Source organism: Jiangella alba (assembly GCF_900106035.1).
GTDB lineage: Bacteria > Actinomycetota > Actinomycetes > Jiangellales > Jiangellaceae > Jiangella > Jiangella alba.
On record NZ_FNUC01000003.1, the window covers coordinates 1127325 to 1151250 of the forward strand.

Here is a 23926-nt window from a genome sequence, read left to right on the forward strand (position 1 = left end):
CGGCCGGGAGCGCGTAGCTGCTGACCGAGCCGCGAACGCCGGCACGTCCACGGGCCTGGTGCGGTGGCGATGCGCTCTCCCGGATGTTGCGATGACGATGACGCCATCGCCTGGCCTCAGCTGAGAGTGATCTTCGCGTCCGCCCAGTCGGCGTGATCGTTGCCGATGCCGTTGCCGTCGTCACCCACGACGAGCCGGAGCGTGTGCCGGCCTTCGATGGGCGCGTCGACGAACTTCTGCGCGGATGCGTATGCCATGGAGCCACTGCTGAAGACCCGGTCGTTGTCCAGGTAGACGTCGAAGGTGACACTGCCTCCGGTGCCCGATTGCTCTTGGTCGATGCCGACGAAGCACTGGAAGCGGCCGTTCTCCAGGCCCTCGAGGTCGTACACGATCTCCGATACGGCGTGGGTGCCGATGCCCTTCTTGTAGGTGACCGGGCCGTCGGGTCCGCGAAGTGTGATGGGGTTGCCATCGATGCTGCGGTCGCGCTGGACGTTGGCCCAACCCGTGGTGGCGCTGACCCATGCACGATCGCTGAGGTATGTGAAGTTCACCGGCTCGAAATGGATGGCGTACGTGCGCTCGAGGTCCTCGTGCCTGACCATGGCGTGGACGAGCGTCGTTCCCGGCAGCGCGGTGGCCGGCTCGATGCTCACGTTGACGCGCGCCGAGACCGGGACGGCGGTGACGTCGGGTACTGGTGAGCCCACGGGGACCTGGACCGTGTACTCGGTGACGTAGCCGTCGAAGTCGGGCAGCTGCTTGCCGTCGGTTGCGATCGATTCGAGCAAGTGCCCGGGTGTGGGCAGTTCGATCCGCAGATTCACGGGAACGCCCGCAGGCAGCGTGACCACGCGTGCGAAGTCGCCCAGTTCTGACGGCGCGGTCGAAGGGCGGCCTGTGACGCGCTTGATGCCGCGGCGGCTGATCAGAGTGATGTCCTGGGTGACGTCGGAGCGGAGCTTGGCCTGTACGTGGCGGCGGTCGAGATCCCAGGTCAGCTGTTCGACGGCGACGCGTCCGAGGCACCTGATGCCGGCTACCGAGCCACGCGCCAGCTGGTTCGGCAGCGCCGGGAGGAGCTCCACCACCCCAGGCTTGGAGTAGACCAACATCTCCATGAGGATCGCCGGCATGGCGTTCGCGGCATCGGCGTTGTAGATGTGCAGGCCGGGGTTGTGTGAGGTCATGAGGCTGCGGTGCAGGAAGTCTTGCGTGAGGATCTTCTTCAGCATCTCGTAGCCGTACTGCCCGTCCTTGACCCGCACCGCGCCCAGTCCGCGTTGCAGGAACCCGTGCGCCGACCGGTTGCTGTCGCCTCTCAGATCCAGCGCTCGCTGCACGGCGGCGTGCAGCTCGGGTGTCTCCTCCGGGCTGATCTCGTGCAGGGGCCAGGCCGGGTACACGTGACTGGAATGGCGATGGTCGTAGGCGTCCTGCAGCGTCGGCCAGCCCCATTCGGCCAGCGCGCCCTCGTCGTTGATGCGGTAGGGCGGGATCTTCGCCAGCAGCGCCGTCCATCGCTCGACACCCTGACCGGGCCCGGTCTGAACACCCAGCCGCTGGCAGACCTCGATGGCGGTCTGCAGGGCGTTCTTGCCTGCGGCGACGTCCATGGTCGCGTTGATCGTCGTCAACCGGTTCGTGTTGGCCGGGTGGTTCTCCGGTGACATCGATGGGACGAAGATGACGTTGCCGTCATCGTCGGTACGGGTCAGGAAACCCTCGTAGAACGTGGCCGTCTGGATCAGCGCCGGCAGCAGCCGGCGGCGCAGGAAGTCCTCGTCGCCGGTCACCAGATAGTGCTCATAGAGCGGGTACAGGAGCCAATTCGCACCAGCGGTCCACATCTGCCCCGCCCACGGGCTGAAGTGGAACATGAAACCGTTCTCGCCGTCGGTGCGGGTCGGCGCCATGAGGCCGTCGGCACCGTAGATGTTGCGCGCGTTGACCTTCCAGTCGTCGACCTGGTTGAGAACGAGGTTGGCGTAGGCTTCGGCAGCCTCCGGCATGGCGCCGATGTTCATCCCCGCGACCTGGAGGTTCACATTGGCGTCGGTGGTGAAATCGCCGGACCATGCCGCTCCCCAGCCGCCCGTCCAGAGGCCGGTCAGCCGAGGTGGGAGGTAGCCGCTGGAGGAGAGCAGGAAATAGCGGCCGGAGTCGAAGATCTGTTCCAACAACGCGAGGTTCAGCGTGCCCGGATCGGCTCGTTGTCTCGCGATCAGCTCCGTCGTCGGCAGTGCATGGTCGGCGGGATCGCCGCCCAGGTCGAGGATCAACCGGTCATAAATCCGCTGGTGGATGGACACGTGACGGTCACGCAGTTGGCTGTAGGTCTCGTCCATGCCGGACAGCCGGGTCCGCAGGCCGCCGCCGTCGAGTGCGGCCAGGTCGAAGTAGCGGTCGCTGGCCGTGAGCAGCAGCACCGACGACGCATCGCTCACCCGTAGCGTGGTCCCGTCCACAGTGACGGTGCCGCCGTCGCTCACGACACGCGTCACGGCCTGGAACGCCCGGGCGCTGTTCGGATGCTCCGGGTACGTCGCCCGGACGTCGACGTATCCTTCGTTCGGTGCGTCGCCCGCGGTGGCGATCGTTGCGTAGGCGACGTTTCCGGGACGTCCTGACAGGTTGCCGTCGCAGGTGATCGTGAGCGTCATCGTGTTTCCTGCGGGCGCGACGATGTGGTGCGCGACCACGTTGTCGGCGCGCGAGACGAAACTGCGCCGGACCCATTGTCCAGTCTCGTCTGACCAGTGGACACGGACTTCCCCGGTGCGGAAGTCGGTGACGCGGCCATAGCCGCTGACCGTGCCCTGGCCCGGCATCGACAGCCTCATCCGGTGGCCGGGGTGGTACGTCTGTGTGTGGAGCAGCCGCCAGTCGCCGTTGAAGAGGTTCTCGGCCCCGGCGAAATCGCCCGCCAGGCACAGGTCGCGCATCTCCTCCAGCCGCCCCGCGATTTTCGGGGGCTCGACGCCGGCGCTTCCATTGGGCAGTACGTACCGGTGGTTGTTGTAGATGATCGTCTCCGCGCGTGGCTCGCCGAAGACCATCACACCTTGGTCGCCGTTCCCGCTCACGAAGGCGTGCTCCCACGACGTCGCCGGGGCGGAGTCGAAGATCCCTCGAGTGAGGACATCGTCGTCCTCGTTCTCGGGTGGCGTCCGCCCGAGCGCGGGAGACGCTGTGGTCATCAGGCCGCCGGCCGCTCCGAGACCGGCAGCGGCGGAGGTCATGAGGAAGCGACGACGCGACACATCAGCGGGCATGATCGTTCTCTCCTCCATCGGGATGGTCAGTTCTGCTCTGATCTCTTGTTCGACGACCCGGTCATGGCGGCGACCAGGTCGTCGGTGGTCACGGCGTCGGCGGGGAAACGAGCGGCGCGGCGGCCCAGCCGCAGGACCTCGACGCGGTCGGCGATCTCGAGCACCTGAGGCATGTTGTGGCTGACGAGCACGACGGACATTCCCGCGTCGCGGGCTCGCCGAACGACGTCGAGAACGCGCTCGGTCTGCACCACGCCCAGCGCCGCGGTCGGTTCGTCGAGGATGACCACGTTCGTGGCCCAGATGATCGCTCGGGCCACCGCGACGCTTTGACGCTGTCCACCTGAGAGCATGGCGATCGGGGTCGTGACCCTGGGAATCCGGACGCCGAGCTGGTCGAGTGCCTGCGCGGCACCGCGATGCATGGCCCGTCTGTCGAGCAGACCCAGGCGGCCGAGCGGACCAGAGCGCAGGATCTCCCGGCCCAGATACAGGTTCGCGGCCACGCTCAGGTCGTCTGCGACAGCCAAGTCCTGGTATACCGTCTCCACGCCGGCCTGCCGGGCGTCGACCGGAGTCGAGAACCGTACCGGCCGGCCATCGACGCGGATCTCCCCTTCATCGGGCGCGTGCACGCCCGACAGGGTCTTGATCAACGTGCTCTTCCCAGCGCCGTTGTCGCCGATCAGCGCCACGACTTCCGCCTTGTAGACGGTGAAGTCAGCGCCGCGCAACGCCTCGACGTGGCCGAATCGCTTGACGACGCCGCGCGCCTCGAGGACCGGCTCCCCGGTGCCGTCGGGGTGCTGGGCGGTACCGTCCTTGGTGTCCGGTGCAGCGCCCATCATTCGACCGGCGGGTTGTCGCAGCTGGGCTCCAGGATCGCCTGGGCCTCTTCGGTGTCGACGTTCTCCTGGGTCAGGAAGGTCACGCCGGTGTCGGCCGATTTCAGCGGCGTACCCTCGCGCAGGTGCTCGACCACGTTCTGCACGCCCAGGTAGCCCATGTTGAACGGGTTCTGCACGACCAGCGCGGAGATCTGACCGTTGCGTAGCCCGGCGACCTCGTCCGGTGCGGCGTCCCAGCCGATGATGACGATCTCGCCCGTCCGACCCGCTGCCTCGACCGCCTGCGCGGCTCCGAGGACGCTCGGCTCGTTGGCTGCGAAGATCCCAGCGAGGTCTGGGTTGGCCGTCAGGATGTCCTCGGTCACGCGGCGTGCCTCGTTCACGTCGCTGTGGCTGGGCTGCTGACCGACGAGGGTGAGGTTCTCGTGCTGGGCGAGACCCTCGGTGAAGCCCTCGACCCGCTCGGTGTTGGTTTGCGAGCCCGGCTGGAACTCGATCATCGCCACGTTGTGGTCGCCCGGGCCCAGCTCCTCGGCGAGCAGGTTCGCCGCCTCGATCGCCGCCGCGTGGTTGTCGGTTGCGTACAGCGGCACCTCGTCGGGCTGCGGGTCGGTCCCCGAATCGATCATCGCCACAGGGACTCCCGCGTCCAGTGCCGATTGCGTCGCGGGGGCGAGCGCCGACGAGTCCGTGGCGGCATAGACGATGCCGTCGACCTGGCGGGTCACGAAGTTCTGGACCAGATTGACCTGTCCTTCGACGTCGGTCTCCGCGGTGACGCCATCCCACTCGACGGTGACGTCTCCCGCGAGCTCGGCCGCGCACTCGGCCCCTGCGCGGACCGTGTTCCAGAACTCGTGACCCACCGCTTTGGGCAGCACCGCCAGTTCCAGCGGGCCGCTGGCGGCCGTCGGATCCGCATTGCGTGCAGCCGGGTCGTTGTCGGAGTCGTCGCGGACTTCCACTCCGCTGCACGCGCCGAGTACTGCCGCCGCGACGACCGTGGCGAGAACCAGGCGGCCGGGTCGGCGATGCGACGGCTCGTGTCCGCCGACGATGCTGATGTGTGGCATCACGGTGTCCTTCCGATTGGGTTGGTGTCGTGATCGAACGGCGTCATCCGCGTGACTCAAGGCGCCGGCGGCGGTACTGGTCGAAATAGACCGCGGCCCAGATGATCAGCCCGACGATCACCATCTGGTAGTGGATGCTGACGTCCATGAGGACGGCTCCGTTGCGGACCACCGCGATGAGGAACGCGCCGATGAGCGTGCCGATGATGCGGCCCTGCCCACCGAACAGACTGGCTCCGCCGATCACCGCTGCGGCGATGACGTCCAGCTCCAACGCGATGCCGTAATTGGGTTGCCCCGAGTTGACCCGCGAGGCCGCGATCATCCCACCCAGCCCGACCAGCATGCCCGCGATGACGTAGACGGCCGTGAGATGCCCGACGATCGGGATGCCGGAGCGGCGGGCTGCCTCGAGATTGGAACCGATCGCATATGTGTAACGGCCGAACCGGGTCTGGGAGAGCAGAAACGCCATTCCGACTGCGACGACAGCGGTCAGGACGATCGCGAACGGGATGCCGAGGATCTCACCGTTCCCGAGGATCTGAAAGGACTCCGGCAGGCTGTAGACACCGACCGCACCGGTGATGATGAAGACCAGCCCGCGGCCCACCGACATCGTGCCCAGCGTCGCGATGAATGGCGGAATCCGCGCCACGCTCACGAGCAACCCGTTCACCAGGCCCGCCGCTGCCCCGACCCCGATCGCGACGGCCGTCGCGGCCCACAGCGAGAAGCCCAGGTCCCGCACCGCCATGGCGCCGACGACGCCGGCCAGTGCGGCCACCGAGCCCACTGACAGGTCGATGCCCTTGGTGATGATCACCATGGTCTGGGCGGTAGCGATGATCGCGATCACCGCTGTCTGAGCCCCGATGTTGAACAGGTTGTCCGCAGTCAGGAAGTGCGGACTCGCGAAGCTCAACGCGACGATCAGCACGATGAGCGCTGTCGCAGCGGTCAATTCCGACAACGCGTTGGAGAGCCGCTCCCGCACCCGATCGCCGGGCCGAGTCGCATCGGCGGCGTGCTCGACGGTAGTCGTCACCTGATCGGGCCTCCTCCACAGCCGAGCCGAGCCGAGCCGAGCGCGACGCTCCGCCCGAAAGGCATGATAGATATGATGTTTCTGGCGCGTGTCGAAAACCTTCCCATGGCCTACAGCCCGTTGCCAAGGGTTGTCGGCCAGCTTTTTGGATGTCTGGGTCATGGTGCCTGATATTCATCAGATTAAATCGTGCTGATGTCAGGATGGTTGGGGCGACGCCACGGACCCTGTCGGGTCCGTGGCGTGCTCCTCGGGCGCGCGTGATCCCTCTGGCGCGTCCTCGGTTCGCGGATCACATAGGCCGGGCCGTTGTAGGAGAGCACTCGTTGCACGTTCACGCCACGCGGGGCGAACCAGGCGACGGCCCGCTCGAGCGCCCTGGCCGCGGTCGGGGCCTTCTCGTCGGTGCAGATTTCCACGCAGGCGAGCCTGGAGTGATCGTCGATCACGGTGTGCAGATGGGCCGTGCCCGTGCGCGGTTTGTAGTCGGCGCCACGAGGCACTCCTGGAATGGCCCGCTTGTTGTGATCGCCTTGCTGACGCCCGACGAACCGGTGGCCGCCACCGTCGGGAATGTCGCCGAACTTGGTCACGCCACGTGGATCGTCGAGCCGGGGTAGTCGTGCTCGTAACGACGCAAGGGGCCTCGGCGACGTCATCGTTGGCGCCGAAACAAGGTGTCCAAGGGCCAGAGCGGATCGTGATGGCCGCGCGGGCCGTCCCGGTCACCGTCGGCGAACGCGAACCACGAAGCACCCGAGCGCATCAACTCGGTCGCTCGTCATGAGCGTGCGGCTAGTCGACGCGGGCAAGCCCACCGGATCGCGATCCAGAACGCCGCCGGCGACCGCAGCGACATTGCGGGTGCGATCGCGGATACTGGCTGGCCCGCATCAACCGGCCGGCTTAACGAGGAGACGGTACCTTCGTCCGGCGTGAGGGTGGAACGGGCTGCGCAACACCTCACCATACGGGCACCGAGCCGATGGTGCGGTTCGCGTCCGTGCGCCGATGCCGGTCCATCGGCGACCGAACGGCGCCGCCGAATGAGGGCATCCGCCCCGAGGCGGCGAACGTCGCGCACCGCCCATCGCCGTGATCTGAGCCCGGAGCTTGTCGTCGATGGTCGTGGACAGACGTGGGGCGACCGAGACCTTGAGGTCTGCGTGCATTATATGGGAGAGTAACGCACATGGTGATTGTCAATAACGCCTATCCAGATGAGCGATCTCAGCTGGCGTGTAGGCGTTCAAGTGGTGTCGTCTGCGGGCTGATTCCGATCTTGGCGACGCCCTTCCTATCGGACGGTTCATTGGATCAGCCGAGCCTGCGCCGGTTGGTCGACTTCCAGTTGGTGAGCGAGGTAGATGGGCTCGCCGTGTTCGGCATGGCGAGCGAGGGGTTCGCGCTCACCATGGCTGAACGTCGAACCATCCTGCGGCAGGTACTTGAGATAGTCGGGGAGACCGTGCCGGTCGTCGCAGGCGTGGGCAGCACGTCGACGGCGACCGCGCTGGAGCAGGCGCGGCAGGCGACGACCGATGGAGCGCGACACCTGATGGTCTTGCCGCCGTTCATGGTGAAGCCATCACCGAGTCAGATAGTCGACTTCTATGGCTGCCTCGGCGAGTTCGCAGTGTCGGCCGGAGCGGAGGTGATGGTGCAGGATGCACCATCAGCTGCCGGAGTCGCGATGTCACCCACCCTGATCACAGAGTTGAGCAAGCTCGACGGCGTGGCTTCGGTCAAGGTGGAGGCATCACCGACGGTCCCGAAGGTCGGCGCCGTCGTCGATGCCGTGGGCGACGGCGGTTTCGTCGTCTTGGGCGGACAGAACGCCCAGTTCGTCCTCGAGGAGTATGCGCGCGGGTCGATCGGGACGATGCCGGCGTGTGAGTTCCCGGATCTGCTGAGGCCGGTGCTCGTGGATTGGCTGGCCGGCCGACGCGAGGAGGCGCACGCGGCCTTTGCCAGGTTGTTGCCGCTGATCGTCCACGGGCTTCAGCCCGGCATCGCATGGGCGGTTCACAAGGAGGTGCTCGTCCGGCGCGGCCTGATCGCCCACGCGACCGTCAGAGCACCAGCACGGCCGTTGGACGCAGCGGGGGTCGTTCTGCTGGAGGATGTGCTCACGCCATTGGGGTGGAGCCGATGACAGGTGGCACCCGCTCGCGTTGGAGGCAGGAATGAGAGTGGCCCTCGTCGGAGCGTCATCGCCGATTGGTCGAGCTGTTGCCGAGCAGTTCAGCTCGAACGGTGGCACAGTGGTGGGGATTTCGCTGGAGGAGAGTGCGTGCCCATCTCTGGTCGCCGACCTCGCCGCAGACTGTTCGCGGCCGGAGGCGGCGACTCGTGCGGTGGCGCGGGCCACCGAGATTTTGGGCGGGCTCGACGTGTTGGTCGCGGCAGCGGGAGCGATATCGCTGGCCCCGGCTCATCGCACCACAGACACGCAGTGGGAGAGTGCTCTTGCTGGCTGCCTTGACACGTTTTTCTTCACCGCCAGGGCCGCATTGCCGGCTCTGATCGCGGCACGTGGGAGCGTGGTGGCGGTGTCGTCGGTGAACGCCTTCCTGGCAGCGCCCTGGCTCGCCGCCTACGCCGCCGCGAAAGGTGGCGTCGATGCGCTGGTGCGGCAGCTTGCGTTGGACTACGGGCTGCGTGGTGTCAGGGTCAATGCCGTTGCGCCGGGGATGGTTGGAGGCTCGCACCTGCCCGATGCTGCCGCCGGTTACCCGATAGGCCGCACAATCGAGGCTGGCGAAGTTGCGGCTGCGGTGGCTTTTCTGGCCAGCTCGGCCGCGTCGGGCATCACTGGTGTCGTGCTGCCAGTCGACGGCGGTCTGTCCATCAGCTCGCCGGCCGCGTTCGCCCGCGCCGACATGCGGGCGCGGCTGGCTCACGATGGCTGACGTGGAGGTCGGCGGACGATTCCGCACTTTGTATGCCCACCTCGACTGGCCGCCACGCCTCGTCCTGCTCAATGCGATGTGGGTTCTAGGAGTGCTGGCAGGAGGCGTGATCGCGGGTCTCGCACCGTCGACCGTCGCCCTCTACGCCACGTTGCGGGCGTACCTGCACGATGGCGAGGACCCTTCGGTGTGGCGGACCTTCTGGAGTCACTGGCGCCACGAGTTCGCCCGATCTCAGGTGACCCTTGGCGTCCCGGTCCTGACTACATGGGTCATCGCGTTCTACGCGCAAGCTGGCCGCGGGCACCCGGTCATGGTGGGGCTCACTCTCCTGGGCCTCGGATACTGCGCCACCCTGATCCAGCTCCCAGCGATCGTCGCTCATTTCGAGCTAGCACCGCACAGGGCATGGTGGGCGACGGTGCAGGTTGCCTGGCATCGACCTTGGGCGACGCTTGGACTGGTTGGCGCCGCCTTCCTGGCCGTCGCTGGAGCGATTCTCCTGGTCCCGCCCGCTGTGCCGCTGCTCGTGCCCGCGGTACCCGCTTTACTCGCCACGATTGCCGTCCGGCGGAGCCTGTCTGCGGCTGGCCTCGCCTGACGAGGCGGTTGCGAGCACGATGATGGCCTCTCTGTGATGACCGCGTCTGCGCGGACATGGGGCGAGGTGGTCAGCGCGAGGTCGTGGTCGTGGCGTGGTAGCCGAGGCTCAGTGACACCTGGTCGGCATGTTCGATGACCGTCATCGCCAGTTCGTCCTGTCGCGTTGCGAGGTTCATCGCCGACAGCGGCCCGGACACGGAGAGCCCGGCCACGATCTGTCCGGAGCGATCACGGATGGGCGCGGCAACGCAGGCTCTGCCGAATGCCAGTTCCTCGAGCTCGGTCGAGTACCCCTGGGACCGGACCTCGCCCAGCGCCTCGGTCAGCTCGGCGAGGTCGGTGATCGTGTGCCGCGTATAGGCGGGATAGGACTTTCCGATCAGCTCGATGATCTCGTCTTCAGTCGAATCGCTGATCAATGCCTTTCCCAGCGCGGTAGCGTGCAACGGCCCCCCGCGCCCGATCAGCGTCGACGGTCGCGGAGCGTTGACGCCCTCGAAGTTGCACAGGTAGAACAGATCGCTGCCGTGGCGCTCCGCGACATTCGCCCCGAGTCGCAGGCTGGCCGCGAGGTTCTGGGCCAGCTGACGCGAATACTGATGGACTGGCGACTGGTTGAGCGCGATGCCAGCCAACGTCACGACGCGAGGCCCGATGCCGAACAGGCCGCTTCGGCTGTGCTGCGTCAGGAAGCCCAGGCTTAGCAGTGCCCCCACCAACCGTGACACGGTCGACTGCCCGAGTCCTGTGACCGTCACGATCTCGGAGATCCTCCGCTCAGGATGTTCTTCGGTGAACGCCGAGAGCACCGACAACGCTCGTTCGACGCTCTGCGTGCCACCGGGTGAGGACTCACGCACTGGGGTTCGGGCCACGGTTACTTCCCCTCGCAGGACGGTCTCGGGTCTGGAATCTACATGGTAGATGAAGGTGGCGCTCAGCGTTGACGGTCAGCCAGTCCGTCGCGCCGTGCGGGCAGGTTCCGATCAGCCGCCGAAGAGAGTCGCGATCTTGGGTGGAACACCATAGGCAGCCTGATCGCTGCGTGCTTGATATGGGATCGACAACCATATAGCAGCTATGCCTTGCGTAATGTCTGGCGATGCCGCTACCATTCGGGTGGCTGAGCACGAGACGAGCCTGACTCGTGTGCCGCCCACCGCCATCCGCAGCCCGGCTGGGAAGGAACTCCACAGCCGTCACTCACGTCGCCGACGTCGCCGCTCGTGAAAGGAAAAGCCTGTGAGCACAACATCGCTCTCGCGTCGAACGTTTCTTGGGAGCCTCGGTATGGGCGCCGCCGCTGTGGCCGCGCCCGGGCTGCTCTCTGCCTGCAGCAGCGGTGACTCGGGATCGGCACCCACCGGCAACTCCGACGTGACGCTGCGTGCGGCCATCGTGCCGGACCCACCTGGTGCGGCCGAGTTCTACCGCACGCAGTTCGACGCATTCACTGAGAACACCGGTATCCGGGTCGAGGTTCTCGAGAACCCCTCGGACCAGCAGATCAACGCCATCGAGCTGATGTACCAGCAGGGCAACCCGCCGGACGTCTTCCGCGCCCAGGGCAGCGCCAACCTCGACCGGTTCTTCGACCGCGGGTTCACCGCCGCGATGGACGACTTCATCGACGACGACTTCGTGGCGCGGTTCCCCGCGGGGTCACTGGACCCGCTGACCTCGGGGCTGCACTGTGACGGTCAACTCCATTCGCTGCCGTTGGTGTCGAGCCGATGGTCGGCCGGTGGTTTTCTGATCTACAACTCGCAACTGCTGTCCGAGAACGGCTTCGACAGCCCGCCGGAGACGTTGGAGGAGCTTGACGAGATGGCGCGGGCCATCACCGCGGGTGGTGGCGGCGACGTCTTCGGGTTCGCCCTGCGCGAGGCGCTGATCAACGAGATGAACGACATCATCGGGACACGTGCGCCGGCATCGCTGTGGTTGGACGGCGTGAACTACCAGACTGGCCGCGCCAACACCTCCCATGAGGGCATGGTCGAATCGGTCGAGTTCATCCGCCGCCTCGCGGCCGACCAGGTGATCCAGCCCGGCTGGGAGAGCTGGACCCAGCAGCGCGCGTTCACCGAGTTCGCACGTGGCAGCATCGGCATGTATGTCGGCGCGGCATGGCACATCAATGAGATTAACGCGCTCAACGCCGACATCGACTTCGGCGTCGTGGCGTTCCCCGCGCCGGCCTCCGGCCGGACCGCGTACACGGGCCTGGCCTCATCGTTCACGCCGATCTGGTCCATGTCCTCGGAGTCCGAGCACCCCGAGGAGGCGTGGCAGTTGATGGACTTCCTGGTGTCCGAGGATTTCCAACGGGCCTACTTCGAGAAGTTCCGCTCGTTCACGGCGGTCGAGTCGGCATGGCGGGAAGCGGACCTGAGCGAGCAGGAGGACGGGATCAGAGTCGCCCAGGATGAGTCCATGCGGCGCAGCCCGAGCGCCCGCGTCAACGGTCCTGGACCGCAGGCGCTGGCCGCGGCGATCTCGGGCAACCCCGACATCAAGCCCGGAGCGAAGGTGATCGAGGCCATCACTCGCAATGAGGACTTCGCACCGAAGGCGGCCCAGCTCGACGCGCAGATCGAGGCATTCATCGATGCGCAGATCGCCGAGATCAGCGCAGGCGGTCAGGACGTCAGCTGGGAGGATCTGACCTTCTCCGACTACGACCCGATGACCGACTGGACGCCGCCACGCTCCTGATACACCGAGAACGGAGACCTGACGGGTGACCACCCTGCAATCGGGAATGGGGCGCGAGCGGCGCAGCAGTCGTGCCCTGCCCGCTCCGCCGTCCCACCCGCCGCGGCGATCGCGGCTCGCCGCCCGGCTGCGCCGGGACGCTTGGAACTGGGTCTTCCTGACTCCCATGATCGTGCTGTTCGCCGGGTTCACCCTGTGGCCGATGGCGGCGAGCTGGTACTACTCGTTCTTCGACTGGGACGGCATCGGGACGACCACTGATTGGATCGGCTGGGACAACTACACCGAGGTCCTGGGCAGTGACGCGTTCTGGAACGCCTTCAAGAACTCGTTCATCTTCTCCCTCGTGGCGATCTTCGTGCAGATGCCGCTGGCGCTGCTGTTCGCCCTGCTGCTGAACAAGCGCAAGCTCTACGGACGGGATTTCTACCGGCTGCTGATCTTCCTGCCGGTCGTGACCACGACCGCGGTGGTCGGGATCGTCTTTGCCGTCATGCTCGACCCGGCTGGTGGTTTCGTGAACGAAGTACTCGAGAACGCGGGTCTGATCGACTCACCGATCAACTTTCTGGGCTCGGAGTCCACCGCGCTGCCGACGCTGCTGTCGATCGACCTTTGGAAGGGCTTCGGGGTCACCTTGATCTACTGGCTCGCCGCACTGCAGACGGTTCCCGACGAGCTGTACGAGGCCGGCCGAATGGACGGCGCCAATGGCTGGCAGACGCTGCGGCACATCACCATCCCGGTGATCCTCCCGCTGGGCATCGTCATCCTGCTGCTGACGTTCCAGTCCAGCCAGGCGCCGTTCGACCTCATCCAGGCGACTACACAGGGTGGGCCGAACCTCTCCACCGACGTGCTGTCCACCTACATCTATCGATACGCGTTTGATCCGGAGAACGCCGCGTCAAGGTATGGTTTCGCCTCCGCGGTCGGTGTCGTGTTCGGCGCGTTCACGCTGCTGCTGACGCTGTTGCAAGCGCCGCTGCTCAAGCGACGCAGGACGGTGAGTGCCCAATGAGCGCGATGCCTGCGACCCTGGCCAAACACGGGGTGAAGCTGTGGCACCTGTTCCTGATCCCGTTCTGCCTGATCTGGGTCTACCCGTTCGTGTGGGTCGCCTCCAGTGCGTTCAAGTCGCAGAGTGAGATGCTGTTGGGTGGCCTGTCAGTAATCCCAGAGGATTGGACATTCGACAACTTCCGCCGCGCTTGGGATGTCGCGAACTTCGGCAGCTACTCCATCAACACCGTGATCTTCTCCTTCGGTGTCGTCGCAGTCGTGCTAATCGTCTCGGCGATGGCCGGCTATGCGCTGGGCCGCGGGAACATGGGCGGACGCAACGTGATCATTGGTGTGCTGGTCACTACCATGTTCATCCCCACCGGGTTCACGATCATCCCGGTCTTCGAGCTGGTGAACAGCCTCGGTCTGAACAACACCCTGTTCGGTGCGGTCCTCGCCGCGGCAGCGCCGGTGCACGTCGTGCAGATCCTGCTGTTCATGGGCTATTTCGCAGGCATGCCCCGGGAGCTTGAGGAGGCCGCGCGTATCGACGGCGCAGGCTACATCCGGGTCTTCACCCGGATCATGCTCCCGCTGGCGAAGCCGATCATCGGCACCGTCACCCTGTTCACCTTCATCTCCTCGTGGAACGCCTTCTTCATCCCGCTGGTCTTCACCCTCGGCGCACCAGACCTGCGCACCCTGGGCGTTGGGATGTACAGCTTCTACGGCCAGTACACGACCGACTGGACCGGTCTGGCGGCCGGGGCCTTCATCAGCCTGCTGCCGATCATCGCCGTGTTCTTGTTCCTCCAGCGCACGTTCGTGGAGGGCCTGGCCGGCGCGGTCAAGAGCTGACGGAGGAGACCCAAGCCTGTGAACGTGCCGCTGGACTGGCAGGTGCCCCCCACACTGGGAGCAGCGCGCCAGCCAGCTGCTGCTCGCCGTAACACGGCACACCTCGGTGTCGGGCGCGTTGAATTCGCTGCCTGGGCCGGTCAGCTACACGGCACGGTGGAGCGACGGCCTCGAGCGCTTCGCCCGCACGTTCCTACTGGCCGCGTTCCGGATCAGCGGCGCGAACTGCGTTGACCCGCACGGCCTGCTGGCCCGCTACGCTCACGGCGTGGCCGTGGGCGTAGATCCGGCGCCAGGGGAGCAGGGGCCGCGGCTGGACGAGTGCCGCCAGGCACACGTCGAGGCCGCATCGATTGACATCGCGCTGCACGAGACCCGGCCATGGGCTGTGGGACGTGCTGAGCGAACGAACCCGGTCTTTCAGGGCCACTCCCCGGCCCACAGGTTCGCGATGACGGCGCCGTTCTGTGTCGGCGCACGGTTCGGCGCCACCCCCACTGGCGCAGGGCGCCACCCGAGGGGTTGCCAGAGCAGCGCTCAAGTACTTCGTCGATCGGGGAGCGCTCGACGAAGCCGGCTTGGTGTCGATCGGCTGGCACGCTGCGTTCCCTAGTGGGCCAAGCAAGGCCTTCGCTGGACTGCTCCTTCCGCCCGACCACGGTGCCGTGTCGTCGGGTGCGACGCCCGAGCGCAGCCGAGCCCGTTGAACTTTCCTGGGCGTCGTTGTCGGCGGCGAGCGGCTCGGCCGCAGTGAGGTCGGCATCGTCGAACTGGACACCGCCCAGCTGAACAGCCAGCCCTGCATCAGCCGTTCTAGTATCTGGTTGGGCAGCAGCTTTGATGCCGCTCCGTCGAGTTCCACGTCGAAGCTGGCGCCGCGGCGGGGCGGATCCCGGCGCCGGGAGAGTCTGCGAGGACCATCCGGCCGGAGACGATGGTGTGGTCGACCTGGAGGAGGGCGTCCTCGCCGGCGTCGAGAATCTCCAGCGCCAGGTGGTTCGGCAGTGCAGCCGCCAGGTGTGCGACCACGTGACCGGGGCAGTTGGCCATGGTCACCGCCAGGCCGAGCACGCCGGGTCGGTTGCTCGCACCGGGTCAGCTTCCGGCGGCGTAGCCGGCGAGCTCGCTGTAGGTGTCCAGCGCCAGCAGCGGCTGAGCGCTGCGCCGATGGCCTGACAAGTGTTGGCGTCTCCGATGTGCCGACTGAGGTCGAAACTGCGAACGGCAGTTCGGGCCGCCGTGACCAGCATGATCATTCTTCGAATCGATTTGCTCGTCGACATCCGCTACTCTAGCCCACACTGTGATCTATTGATCCGCAATGTGCATCATGTGGCGGCTGGGAGGCTCACCGGTGACTGAAACGCAGATCAGGAGTGTCGAGACGTTCATCCTGCGGATTGCGCCGGATGGTTCGGCGAGGCCTTCTGCGGGCGCCTACTACGTGTCCGCGGGGCGGCCAACCATCTATCCACGCGGGCGCGAGACGCTGTTGGTGCGTGTCGAGGCCGAGGGCGGACTCGTTGGGTGGGGTGAGTGTCTGGCCCCTGTGGCCCCACGAATCCCGGCTGCGATCGTCACCGACCTGTTGGTTCCGGCGATGATCGGTGAAGACGCCTCGCACCCGCGGCCGTTGCGATGGCGGCTCGGGGAGCTCATGCGCGAACGCGGGCATCTGGTCGGACACCAGGCCGACGCGCTTGCTGCGGTCGACATCGCTGTGTGGGATCTGGCCGGCAAGGCTTCCGGCCTGTCGCTCGCACAGCTGCTGGGCGGGTCCTTTCGTAAGCATGTGGACGCCTACGTATCCCAGGTGCCCGGCGACGTACCCGCTGAGAAGGCCGACTCTGCGGCCCGGCTCCATGGACAGGGCATGCGTCGGTTCAAACTCCATCTGGGTCAGGGAGTGGACTCCGACCTGGCGATGTACGACGCCGTTGTCGCGGCGGTGGCCGATGCGCAGGTAGCGGTTGACGTGCACGGCGTGTACTCCCGGCGCGACGCGCTGCGCTTGGGTGCCGCGCTAGACGAGCGAGGCTGCTGGTTCCTGGAATCGCCGCTACCCATCGAGGACCTCGCCGGTCATGCCGAGCTCACAGATCGGCTGCGCACACCGATCGCCACTGGCGAGGCGCTGCGCAACCGTTACGAGGTGGCGTCCTGGCTCGAGCGAGACGCGTTCGACATCCTCCAGCCAGACATCGGCAGGACGGGCATCACTGAAGGCTTCGCGATGGCCATGCTTGCCAATACCGCGTTCCGGCCCGTGATGCCGCACCACTCCACGGCCCTGGGCGTGGCGGTTGCTGCCGGCCTGCATGTGGCGGCCACAGCTGAGGATGCCCACTGCTTCGAGTACCAGCCCGGGGCGGTCGACGCGGGCAACCGGCTGCTGCGCGAGCCGATCGTCGTCGCGAGCGACGGCTTTGCCCTACCCGTTGGGCCTGGACTGGGCATCGACGTCGACGAAGCAGCCGTTAGGGCCGCCGCTGAGCGTGCGTGATCCTTAGCCACGCCGACGCCGCCATCTCCACCCGCCGTAGCCGCAAACAATCTGCTCGCCCATCAGCCACCCAGCACGGACGGCAACTGCGCACGGATGGTCGCCCCGACCATTCTGCGTGGCAGACATCTAGCTTGTGGGCCAGCCGTTGCGAGCGATGAGGGCCGGGCCGACCTTCGGGTATGTTTCCCAGATCTTGCATTGATGTTCCATTTCTGATATCGTTCCAACTTATTACGGAACTGCCATCCATATCTTGGATGACCAAAGCAAGCTTGCGCGTCGGTCGGCCGCCGAACCTTCCATCCGCGTTCCAAGGGAATCTTGGACCCACCTTGTGAGGCCATCTTGGTAAGCATTCGCGCTTTGAGAGCTCGTCATCATGCAGTTCGTGCCGGGGGTCTTCTCGCCGCGAGCCTGCTCGCGGCCGCCACACTGGCCGTCGCACCCAACAACAGCTCGGCGGCAACGGGCGTCGAGTCGGCACTCCCGCCGGATCTGGTGGCGCAGTACGGCTCGACGCCTGCATACGCGGACGAGTTCAACGGCTCGTCCGTCAACCTGACCGACTGGTACTACCGCCTCACGGGGCCGTACGCCGGTGGGTACATGACTGCGGACGCGGTCACCGTGTCGGGGGGAGCGCTACGGCTCAACTACAGTCAGCGGGATGTGTCTGGCGATGGCATCAAGGACTTCGTAAGTGGCGGGCTCATCTCGCGCCGGCTCTTCGGATACGGGTACTACGAGATCCGGGCACGCCTTTACGACGGCGCGGCGCCGCTGCACACCTCGTTCTGGAGTATGGGAATCCGCTCCGACCTCCTGGGCGCCCTCGGCGACCCCCGCATCAAGGAGGACATCGCCAACTCGGTCCTCCCCGAGCACAATCACCTGTTCGAGATCGACGGGTTCGAGCACGACTCGCCGGACCGGCTCGGCATGGGCAACGTTCCTGGATCGCACGGCACGGTGCTGGCGCGGCACCCCTACATGTCCGGCGCCGAGTACGGTGTGAACTTCGCAGACTGGAACGTCTACGGCTACGAGTACACTCCGCAGACGATCAAGTTCTACATCAACGGCATCCTCCGCTTCACGATCGACAACGCAGCCACAAAGTACGAGTACGCGCCGATGAACTTCTGGCTCACTGCACTCCCGTTCTTCCCCAAGGCCACGGACACCGTCACGCCCGGGTCCAGCGACTTCGACTACTTCCGCTACTACAACCGGCCGCAGCCAGGAGTCAATCTGCTCGGCAACCCCAGCTTCGACGCACTGCCCCGCAACAACCCAGGTGCCTGGCTCGTCCCGGGCTGGATCGAGTCCGATGACAGGCCCGCCAGCCAGATCGCTACGGACGATGTGGTGAACGGAGGGCGTTCGCTGCTGCATACGGGTACCTCGGCCTACTCCGTCACCACCAAGCAGGATCTCACCGGGATCCCCGATGGCCGCTACACCTTGACGGCGTGGGTGAAGAGCTCCGCCGGGAGGCCGCACGCCCAGATGCGCGTTCTCAACCACGGTGGATCGGAGCGGGCTGTGGCGATCCGCGGGTCGTCGGAGTGGACACGAGTTACCATCCGCGCCGTGCCAGTCACCAACGGCAAGGCCACGATCGCCTTCACCTCCCATGCAGCCGCCAACGAATGGCTCCGTGTGGACAACGTGTCCTTCACCCGGAACTGAACCAACGTCGCCTCACCAGCGCGTCGTATCTCGGACCACATGGCTCGAGATACGACGCGCTTGCGCGTGACAGATCGCGGAACTTCGTCAGCTACGCCAGTACTCGCAGAGACGTCCTTCCTGAGCATCCCGGTTGCGGAGTCCCCCTCGGCATCCACGGTGTGACACTGGGCGCCGCACGCCTCGCCGTCGAGGAATTCCGCGGCTGACTGATCCCGATCTGACCACGCCGATCCGCTGTCCGATCCGAACGCAACTGGAGCCTTCGCTAATGAAAGATTCGCAGTCAGCGACGTTCCTCATCGCCGCTATCAAGTCCTCGGCCGCGGCGGTCGTGTGCCGTGGCTCCGCCCACACTGCAAATGTGGAGGTAGATCGTCGCTGGCACGGCGATCACTGCCAGGTATCGGTGAGCAATCACGGATCGATGCCCGTCGCGATCGAGGAGATCGTCGCGTTCGACCTCAGGCATCGCCTCGACGGCTTGACGCAGGTGTACGGCGAGGGGTTCACCATGCTCGGGCAGCTCGGCGGAACGCTCGCCGAACCAGTGGATCTGAGCTACTACACCGACCGGAAGCTTCACCGGATCCCGGAGCCTGAGGACCTGCGCACAGCATACGGCGCACTCCTGCTGCGGCTCGCCGAGCGTCAGCGAGTCCTGCTCGGCGCCGCCTCCAGTCATCGATTCGCGGTCCGGTTCTCGTACGACAGCGAGCGACTGCGCGTCTCGTACGACGGCGAAGGGCTCATACTCCGGCCTGGCGAGAGCTGGCAACTCGACGAACTCGTCGTCCTGAGCGGCACCGACCGCGAGCCGCTGTTCGACCAACTGGCGACGGCGATCGCGGCGCACCATCCCCGGCTCGTCCACGACGTCATCCCGACCGGATGGTGCTCTTGGTACTGCTTTGGCCCTGAGGTCACCGCCGACGACGTCAAGGCCAATACGCGGTGGATCGCGCAGAACCTTCCCGAACTGCGCTATGTGCAGATCGACGACGGTTACCAACCATGGATGGGCGACTGGCTCGACACGGGTGAAGCGTTCGGGGGCGACGTATTCAGCGTCCTCGACGACATCCGCGCGCACGGGCTGGAGCCGGCGATCTGGGTGGCTCCGTTCATCGCAAGCCCGGAGTCCCGGGTGTTCGCCGAACATCCTGACTGGATGGTTCAAGATGCCAACGGCAAACCGTTGCGGTCCGACATACCGGGGTTCGGCGGCTGGCGGCAGGGTCCGTGGTATGTGCTCGATGGAACCCATCCCGACGTACAGGAGCATCTCAGAAGCGTCTTCACCACGATGCGCCGCGAATGGGGATGCACCTACTTCAAACTCGACGCGACCTACTGGGGCGCGATCCACGGCGGCGTGCATCACGATCGCGACGCGACGCGGATCGAGGCCTACCGCCGCGGTATGGAAGCCGTCCTGCGCGGTACCGGTGACGCCTTCGTCCTGGGCTGCAACCACCCACTCTGGCCGTCGCTCGGCCTGATCCACGGATCCCGCAGCTCGATGGACGTCATCGCGCCCGACTGGGAGCATCTCGGCCCCGTCAGCCGCGAGACACTCCTGCGTAACTGGCAGAACGGCCGTCTCTGGTGGAACGACCCCGACGTGTTGATGCTCAAAGCACCGGACGTAGCGGTCGTCGACCAGGCAGGTACGACGCACACCGGCGATGCGGGCAGCCGTGACACCACGCTCCGGGCGGCAACGGTCTATGCCAGCGGCGGCTCAGTGATCAGCGGCGACGACCTGCACCAAGCTGCGCCGACTTCACTCACGCAGCTCGAAGCGCTGTTGCCGCCAGTCGGTGTCGCGGCCAGCTTCCAGGACGAACAGCTGGAGATCGGCATCACGACTTTGCCGGACGCAACAGTGTTCTCGGTCTTCAACTGGACCGACGATCCGGCACCCCGGACGATCCAGCTGCCACCCGGCAAACAACTCCTCACCGACAAGTTGGCCGGCCAGACAATCGGTATCCACGAGCACACCTACGACCTCGGCGTCCTGCCACCCGGAACCGCGGTCGTGCTGGAGGCCCGGCCCGCCTGACTCTCGGCGCATCGCCACGGGCTCGTCAACGATTCCGCACGTCGGGCGAAGTTGGGTAAGCGCTCGCCGCCGGAGTCGACGGGAAACGTACGGTCTTGCACCCGCAGGGATCCGGACGCAGCTCCTCGCTGAAGGATGGCCGGATACCCGTCGACGCTGCGTCGGCGCCGCGACCCTGACAGGTGATCGCGATGAGGGTGCTTTCAGCGCTGTTCCTCGCCCATGTGCCGGCGCGTCGTCGGGCCGCGGCGTGCCGACAGGCGCGTCGGCACCCAGTGGCCGCCCTGGCGCCGTGCCAGCCCGATCGGGTGGCTACGCGTGGCGGGACCTGCGCGCGATCACGCAGGGTGGCGAAGGCCGGTCGGCTTGCGCTGGCCGGGCCATCCGTCATCCTCGCCGACGCGGGTAGTGAAAATCTGATGAATCCTCTTGGCTGGGGCGCGTTCAGCGTTTCCGCTTTCGACAGCGAGTGGTACGCCCGCAGCATGTACCTCGACGGCAGCAGGGCGAACCGCCATCATGTCGCCACGTACGGTGAGCCGGACGAATGGCCGTATCACTGGTTCATCGAGGGTGGCACTAGCGAGGCGGGGGAGTTCGTCAAGTTCGAGCCGAGACTGGTTTCTGACGGCGGCAACTTCGATCCAGCCGAATGGGCTCGGCTGTTCAGGGATGCTGGTGCAAGGTTCGCCGGTCCCGTCGCAGAGCACCACGACGGTTTCTCGATGTGGGACAGCGACGTCAACGAGTGGAACTCCGTGGACAAGGGGCCCGGGCTCGATCTGCTCGAGATCTTCGCCGACGCGGTCCGCGCGGAGGATATGAAGTTCATGCTGTCCATGCATCACGCCCTCAACACCACCGGCTACTACTCAGGCGTCGCACCGCAGCAGACTGAGAGCCTGCGCCGGCTGTACGGGCAACTTCCCGAAGCTGAGTCCGAGCAACTGTGGCTGGACAAGCTCAAGGAGGTCATCGATCACGTCTCACCGGACCTGATCTGGCAGGACTTCGCGCTCAACCGCATCGATGAGCAGAAGCGGCTGGAGTTCCTCGCCTACTACTACAACCACGCCGCCGGGAACGGTCAGGAAGTCGTCACGACCTTCAAGGACGGTCTCAACACCAACGGCTCGGTGCTGGACTTCGAACGCGGGGGCCCGGCTGGCCTGCTGCACCCGTACTGGCTCACCGACGATAGCGTCAGGCACCCGGTCGGCTGCGTACTGCAACCTCGGCAACATGCTTGATCACTCCGGACGGTGGGCGGAGGCGTATGATTTTTACCTGCGGGCGCTCGAGGCGGACCCCAGAAACGGAAACGCGGCCGGCAACCTTTCCCTTCTGCTCGAGAATCGGATCCGTACGGGTGTTGGGCAGACAGGTCACATAGCGGCATTGTTCGACAAGTACGCGGCGCTCGCCAAAGAGCTGCGAGAAGGGACGCTGGAGTTCGCGTCCGTCGCGGTAGCCGATCGATGGGACCAGCTTCTCCCCACGGAGAGCAAGGGCCACCTCTCACATGGGCTGGATGACCTCGAAGCCGTTGACGGCGAGTACCGGCGCTGGGTGGCCGAACTCAGACTGGCCTTGTCGCCCGCGGTTGAGGGGTTGGGCAGCGACGACGTGAGGTGGGACAGTGCCACCATCGAGGTCCTGTACGGGGCGAGCGCCGAGGAGATGACCCCGCCGATTCTTGGGGCGATGAATGTCCTGAAGTCCGATTTCCTGGTCTCCCGGCGACTCGCGTTCGAGGCTGTGGAGGAGGTGGAGGCCGGACCTGAGCAGTCCCCGGATGACTCAGGTTCCTATATCGAGACACTTGACTACTCCATGTACGGAATCGAGTACTCGAAGCTCGTGCTCGCCCAACGATCGGCGCTCGACGTGCTGGACAAGACTGCCGTCGTCGCAAATGAGCATTTCAGCGTCGGCGACATCCCCAAGAAGGTCGCGTTCCGCGGGTTCTGGACGACCAAGACCGGGCAGATGCGCGAACCACTCGTGAAGGGTCCTGGACGAGCGCTGCCCAACCTCGCACTTGCGGAGCTCGCCTCCGACATGGAGGCCAACGGAATGTATGCGGCGTCGCAGGCTCTCCGCAACGCTGGGACGCACTGAATCGTGCACGCAGCCCTGCTCGAGGCGACCGGCGTCACCGAGGACTCGCGCAGCAAGATCGACCTACTGGAGCTCGTGAGTTCGACGGTCCTCGCGCTGCAGGTAACCCGCTCCGCGTACCTCTACCTCATCGATCTAGTCGCCATGTGGAACCATCCCGACGACCATCAAGGGACGTACTTGCCCTTTCTGGGGCTCCGCTACTTCAACGATCGAACCGTCGAGCACCCAACCACCGAGATCTCGGCCGCCGACGAGGGTTCTGACCCCAGCCCGGACGGTGAAGTCGGAGCCCCCGGGCCCGCATGACGACCACGAGGACTCCCGACCCAAAGCCAACGGGCGACGGTGAATAGGTCTCGCCACGTGTCGCGACACGCTGGCGGAGCACTTCGAGCAACGCCCGCCAGCATCGAGCGGCACCCCCTGCGGATTCCATGTGCGTCATTCTGGATCCGGTAAGACGCATTGCCGTGAGCTCTGGCTGGGGCCGTGGCCAGATGTGCGGTCCACCGCTCGATCAGGTGGACGCCGCTCGTCCGCCAGAACCGTGGCGGAGCGGTTGATTCGGCCGGCAACCGAGTCTCGTCCGTCGCCACGCTGGCGACGCCCTTACGTGTCCGGCGGTGAGCGACGGCGTCCGGTCAGCTACGACCGCTGCGTGGCGAATACGTGTCCAAGTTCGGTTGCGAGCCGCCGATGCGGCGCGTTGCTGCAGGTCAGGGTAGGTGGACCCGCCGACGGCACGCCGCTCTCTCAAGGCGGTAGCGCGGGTTCGAATCCCGTCGGGGCTACAGAGAAGCGCCCCTCACCTGCGGAAACGCAAGGTGAGGGGCGCTTTGGTCTGTCCGGCCGTCGGCGGCTGACGGCGGCTCTCTACGGGTGTTCTTGTTGAATACGTGTCGAAGTTTTCGCGGCGTCCGGCCAGGCCCGAGGGCGGTGTCGATCTTGGCTCGGTGTGCCTCGTCGTCGCCGTCGATGCACTTGGCATAGATCTTGAGCAGGACGTCCACGGAGTGCCCCGCCCTTGGCCGGCGGGACGCCGGAGTTGAGCCAGGTAGACACCGCGGCGTGGCGCAGGTCGTAGGGGCGACCATCAGGCCCTGACCGTCAAGCCGGACACTGCGACGTGCTCACGGTGGCGAGCAGCGGCAATGTTGTGCACTCGGAAGGGCTTCGGTGGCGGAACATCGCGG

General features: G+C 66.0%; 17 protein-coding genes and 3 pseudogenes. 13 read left to right on the forward strand and 7 right to left on the reverse strand.

Annotated elements, in window-relative coordinates:
* Positions 1 to 116: 116 nt before the first annotated feature.
* From BLV02_RS07780 to BLV02_RS07800, 5 genes and pseudogenes are all read right to left on the reverse strand, one after another.
* Positions 117 to 3278 carry a glycosyl hydrolase family 95 catalytic domain-containing protein gene (locus BLV02_RS07780; protein WP_141711533.1) on the reverse strand — a complete coding sequence of 1054 codons (3162 nt, stop codon included), beginning with the start codon at positions 3276 to 3278 and terminating at the stop codon, positions 117 to 119.
* Between the two features lie 26 nt (positions 3279 to 3304).
* Positions 3305 to 4126, reverse strand: coding sequence for an ATP-binding cassette domain-containing protein (locus BLV02_RS07785; protein ID WP_425432569.1), 822 nt, complete (start codon positions 4124 to 4126; stop codon positions 3305 to 3307).
* Positions 4123 to 5199, reverse strand: a complete 1077-nt coding sequence (locus BLV02_RS07790) for an ABC transporter substrate-binding protein (protein ID WP_069111030.1) — start codon at positions 5197 to 5199, stop codon at positions 4123 to 4125. The genes BLV02_RS07785 and BLV02_RS07790 overlap by 4 nt, the downstream gene beginning before the upstream one ends.
* Positions 5200 to 5242: 43 nt before the next feature.
* Positions 5243 to 6247, reverse strand: a complete 1005-nt coding sequence (locus BLV02_RS07795; RefSeq protein WP_069111029.1) for an ABC transporter permease — start codon at positions 6245 to 6247, stop codon at positions 5243 to 5245.
* Positions 6248 to 6471: 224 nt separating this feature from the next.
* Positions 6472 to 6890 (reverse strand): annotated as a pseudogene (locus tag BLV02_RS07800) (DDE-type integrase/transposase/recombinase); the annotation flags it as partial.
* A 549-nt stretch (positions 6891 to 7439) separates the two neighbouring features.
* Between BLV02_RS07800 and BLV02_RS07805 the strand changes: the two are divergent.
* From BLV02_RS07805 to BLV02_RS07815, 3 genes are read left to right on the forward strand one after another with little or no spacing between them, the layout of a single operon-like run.
* Positions 7440 to 8402 carry a dihydrodipicolinate synthase family protein gene (locus tag BLV02_RS07805; RefSeq protein WP_083288535.1) on the forward strand — a complete coding sequence of 321 codons (963 nt, stop codon included), beginning with the start codon at positions 7440 to 7442 and terminating at the stop codon, positions 8400 to 8402.
* Positions 8403 to 8433: 31 nt separating this feature from the next.
* Complete coding sequence (locus BLV02_RS07810; protein WP_069111028.1) at positions 8434 to 9159, forward strand: SDR family oxidoreductase; 726 nt, start codon at positions 8434 to 8436, stop codon at positions 9157 to 9159.
* Between the two features lies 1 nt (position 9160).
* Positions 9161 to 9760 carry a YesL family protein gene (locus BLV02_RS07815; RefSeq protein ID WP_069111027.1) on the forward strand — a complete coding sequence of 200 codons (600 nt, stop codon included), beginning with the start codon at positions 9161 to 9163 and terminating at the stop codon, positions 9758 to 9760.
* 70 nt (positions 9761 to 9830) lie between these two features.
* Here the strand turns inward: BLV02_RS07815 and BLV02_RS07820 are convergent, their stop codons facing one another.
* Positions 9831 to 10637 carry an IclR family transcriptional regulator domain-containing protein gene (locus BLV02_RS07820; RefSeq protein ID WP_083288532.1) on the reverse strand — a complete coding sequence of 269 codons (807 nt, stop codon included), beginning with the start codon at positions 10635 to 10637 and terminating at the stop codon, positions 9831 to 9833.
* A gap of 415 nt (positions 10638 to 11052) precedes the next feature.
* On the opposite strand from BLV02_RS07820, the gene BLV02_RS07825 reads away from it, so the two are divergent.
* From BLV02_RS07825 to BLV02_RS07875, 10 genes and pseudogenes are all read left to right on the forward strand, one after another.
* On the forward strand, positions 11053 to 12480 hold the full coding sequence (locus BLV02_RS07825; protein WP_069111025.1) for an ABC transporter substrate-binding protein: 1428 nt from the start codon (positions 11053 to 11055) through the stop codon (positions 12478 to 12480).
* Between the two features lie 25 nt (positions 12481 to 12505).
* Positions 12506 to 13501, forward strand: coding sequence for a carbohydrate ABC transporter permease (locus BLV02_RS07830; protein ID WP_216094167.1), 996 nt, complete (start codon positions 12506 to 12508; stop codon positions 13499 to 13501).
* Between the two features lie 5 nt (positions 13502 to 13506).
* Positions 13507 to 14343, forward strand: coding sequence for a carbohydrate ABC transporter permease (locus tag BLV02_RS07835; RefSeq protein ID WP_083288575.1), 837 nt, complete (start codon positions 13507 to 13509; stop codon positions 14341 to 14343).
* Positions 14344 to 14407: 64 nt separating this feature from the next.
* Positions 14408 to 14956: pseudogene (locus BLV02_RS38485) on the forward strand (DUF2264 domain-containing protein); the annotation flags it as partial.
* Positions 14957 to 15697: 741 nt separating this feature from the next.
* A complete protein-coding gene (locus BLV02_RS07850) occupies positions 15698 to 16846 on the forward strand; it encodes a mandelate racemase/muconate lactonizing enzyme family protein (protein WP_216094166.1) in 1149 nt (382 codons plus the stop codon).
* 366 nt (positions 16847 to 17212) lie between these two features.
* Positions 17213 to 18541 (forward strand): glycoside hydrolase family 16 protein, encoded by a 1329-nt coding sequence (locus BLV02_RS07855; protein WP_141711532.1) that lies wholly within the window; start codon positions 17213 to 17215, stop codon positions 18539 to 18541.
* Between the two features lie 271 nt (positions 18542 to 18812).
* Positions 18813 to 20609 (forward strand): glycoside hydrolase family 36 protein, encoded by a 1797-nt coding sequence (locus tag BLV02_RS07860; protein ID WP_083288529.1) that lies wholly within the window; start codon positions 18813 to 18815, stop codon positions 20607 to 20609.
* 191 nt (positions 20610 to 20800) lie between these two features.
* Entirely contained in the window at positions 20801 to 21859 is a 1059-nt protein-coding gene (locus BLV02_RS07865; RefSeq protein WP_216094165.1) for an alpha-L-fucosidase, read from the forward strand.
* Positions 21852 to 22730 carry an LA2681 family HEPN domain-containing protein gene (locus BLV02_RS07870; protein ID WP_074946211.1) on the forward strand — a complete coding sequence of 293 codons (879 nt, stop codon included), beginning with the start codon at positions 21852 to 21854 and terminating at the stop codon, positions 22728 to 22730. The genes BLV02_RS07865 and BLV02_RS07870 overlap by 8 nt, the downstream gene beginning before the upstream one ends.
* Positions 22731 to 22733: 3 nt before the next feature.
* A complete protein-coding gene (locus BLV02_RS07875; protein ID WP_069111018.1) occupies positions 22734 to 23039 on the forward strand; it encodes a hypothetical protein in 306 nt (101 codons plus the stop codon).
* Positions 23040 to 23521: 482 nt separating this feature from the next.
* Here BLV02_RS07875 and BLV02_RS38220 read toward each other — a convergent pair.
* Positions 23522 to 23822, reverse strand: a pseudogene (locus BLV02_RS38220) (hypothetical protein); the annotation flags it as partial.
* Between the last annotated feature and the right edge of the window lie 104 nt (positions 23823 to 23926).